Consider the following 3,048-nt stretch of genomic DNA (forward strand, 5'->3'; position numbering starts at 1 on the left):
TTCTCGGTAATTTATCAATAACCACACTTATATATATTTCTGGTATAGTATTGTTGGATTTAATCTATGGATTCTTAGATCCTAGAATAAAAGTAGGTGGGAAAGCGTGAGTACAGATATTAAATCAAAAAAATCTTCGAGTAGAATCAAAATGCAACTAACGGATTTTTGGAGAGAATTCAAGCAAGTTAAATTTGGTATTGTAGGGCTTATTTTTCTGGTTATTTTTATATTAATCACAATATTTGAGCATTTTTTGATTCCATTCCCAGAAGCTTCTACACGATGGAGAGATATTACTTATTGGGAAGATAATCCTAGAAATGCTCCTCCTGCTTGGATTAATTGGTTTACTGATAAAGATTACACCCCTACAACCTATATAAACAATCTAGAATTCGAAGAAAACAACATTTCTCCTACTATGTCAGTTAGTACCTCTGTCGTAGAATTTGATTATAATTATGATGTCCCACCTATTGATTTAATATATAGAGGAAGATTCAAAGGATCGTTCACTCTGAACATAGTATTGGAGAGACCTGATGGAAATACCATTAATTTAGTAAACAAAAATTTCAGTTCACCCACTTGGAAAGATTTTAGAATTGCAATTAGTAATGAAGCAAAAAATTCCGTTCAAAGTTTTGCTAAAAGATTTCAAAATATTTCCTCTCAAACAATAAAAGTTAATAGTATTATTTTTTCTGAAGCGAATAAAGAAATTGCTTCAAATCCTGTACCCTTAAAAGGTACCTATAAATTTAACATCAATATGATCAAAACTTCTGAAGATACAGTAATTGAAGAGCCTAAATTTATCTTTTCTGGAGCTGTATCAGGTATTTTGGGAACTGATAATGCAAAACGTGATATTTGGAGTGGATTAATAGCTGGCACAAAATGGGCTCTTTTCATAGGACTTTTAACTTCTGCTATATCAATATCAGTAGGGGTTATTTACGGTGTTGTTTCCGCTTATTATGGTGGATTAGTTGATTCTATTATGCAAAGAATTTGGGAGATATTTATGAATATACCTTTACTCCCTGTTTTAATTGTTCTATCAGCTATATTTAAACCTAGTATATGGTCGTTAATAACAATGATGTGTTTATTCTTCTGGGTCGGTCCAGTAAAAACTGTTAGAAGTATGGCTTTGCAGATTAAAGAAGAAACCTATGTAGAAGCAGCTAAAGCCCTTGGTGCATCGAATGGTAGAATAATTTTTAAGCATATGGTTCCCATCTTAATTCCTTATGCGTTTGCTAGTATGGCATTAAATGTACCAAGCGCTATACTTTATGAGGCAACTGTGAGCTTGCTTGGATTAGGAGATGCTACAATAGTAACATGGGGCCAAATCCTTCACGACGCTATGAATGGTGGAGCAGTTACCAATGGCTTATGGTGGTGGGTAGTTCCTCCTGGAATCTCTATAGCATTAATAGGGATGACATTTGCTTTTATTGGTTTTGCAATGGATACTATCCTAAATCCAAAATTGAGGACGAGGTAGATAAAAATGAGCGAAGTGTTAACTGTTAATAATCTGAAATTATATTATTTTACACGCAAAGGAGTTGTTAAAGCTTTAGATGATGTTAGCTTTTCTCTAAAAGAGGGAGAAACCCTAGGGCTAGTTGGAGAATCCGGTTGCGGTAAAACTACCCTAGGAATGGGCCTTTTAAGGATGCCGAACCCTCCAGGAAAAATCGTTGATGGTGAAATAATAATTGATAACGAAAATATCATTCACTTGAAAGAAAATGAACTAAGGAAAAGAATTAGATGGAATAAAATATCGATGATATTTCAAGGAGCTATGAATAGTTTGACTCCAGTCTATAGTATAAAAAAGCAAATGTTAGAAACACTTTTAAATCATCGCGAAATGGAGGAAGAACAAGCCCTTGAAATAATAAAAAAATACATAAATTATGTTGGTTTATCTGAAGATGTTTTAAAAAGATATCCTCACGAACTTTCAGGTGGAATGAAGCAGAGAGTAGTTATTGCAACTGCACTTTTTCTTGAACCAAAAATTGTTATCGCAGATGAACCTACAACAGCCTTAGATGTTGTCGTTCAGGCTCAAATAATTAACTTGTTAAAAAAATTAAAACATGATTTGAATCTTTCTTTTATATTTATCACACATGATTTAGCAACAGAAGCTGAAGTTGCTGATAGAATTATGGTCATGTATGCTGGTAAAATAGCAGAAATTGGAACAAATGATCAGATATATGGAAAACAAGGACCTTCTCATCCATACACAAAAGGTCTTTTGGGTGCTACTCCAAAGTTAAGAGAAAAAGTTGAAGAACTTGCTTTTATTCCTGGTACACCACCTGATCTTCTCAATCCTCCAACCGGTTGCAGGTTCCATGAACGCTGTCCTGTGGCTTTTGATAAGTGTATTTTAAATGAACCACCTTTAAAAGAGATAGAACCTGAGCATTTTGTTGCTTGTTGGAGGTGTTATGATGAATGATGAAATTATTTTGAGTGTAAAAAATATAAAAAAATGGTTCCCACTAAGAAGATCGATTACTGAAGTTTTCAAGGGTAAAAAAAGATGGGTAAAAGCGGTTGACGGTGTTACCTTTAATATAAAGAAAGGTGAGATTTTTGCCCTCATAGGTGAATCAGGCTGTGGAAAAACCACTACAGGTCGTTTGATCATGAAACTAGAAGAGCTTACTTCTGGACAAATCATTTTTAAAGGAGCTGATACATCTACTTTATCTTCTTCGACTGAAATAAAAAAGTATAGAGAAGAAGTACAAATGGTTTTCCAGGATCCATATGCATCAATGAACCCAAGATTTAGAGTTAGAGATGTATTATATGAGCCACTGATTATCCACAAAAAAACTAAGGATTCTAGGGAAATGGAAAAAATAGCCAGAAAAGCTCTCGAGGAAGTTAAATTAACACCTCCTGAGGAATTCCTTGATAGGTTCCCCCATATGCTTAGTGGTGGTCAGAGACAGAGAGTAGCTACCGCAAGAACCTTGGTTCTTTCTCCAGATCTAATTATAG

Annotated in this window: 3 protein-coding genes and 1 pseudogene; all 4 read left to right on the forward strand. The window is 34.2% G+C overall.

Annotated elements, in window-relative coordinates; all coding sequences use genetic code 11:
- Positions 1 to 110: pseudogene (locus tag PKN74_RS08215) on the forward strand (ABC transporter permease); the annotation flags it as partial.
- A gap of 41 nt (positions 111 to 151) precedes the next feature.
- Positions 152 to 1,519, forward strand: coding sequence for an ABC transporter permease (locus PKN74_RS08220; protein ID WP_472310352.1), 1,368 nt, complete (start codon positions 152 to 154; stop codon positions 1,517 to 1,519).
- Between the two features lie 6 nt (positions 1,520 to 1,525).
- A complete protein-coding gene (locus PKN74_RS08225; protein WP_472310350.1) occupies positions 1,526 to 2,497 on the forward strand; it encodes an ABC transporter ATP-binding protein in 972 nt (323 codons plus the stop codon).
- Positions 2,490 to 3,048, forward strand: a 559-nt coding sequence (locus PKN74_RS08230; protein WP_472310351.1) for an ATP-binding cassette domain-containing protein, incomplete at its 3' end; no start/stop codon positions are given. The genes PKN74_RS08225 and PKN74_RS08230, both read left to right, overlap by 8 nt.

The organism is Defluviitoga sp. (assembly GCF_035349255.1).
Lineage (GTDB): Bacteria > Thermotogota > Thermotogae > Petrotogales > Petrotogaceae > Defluviitoga.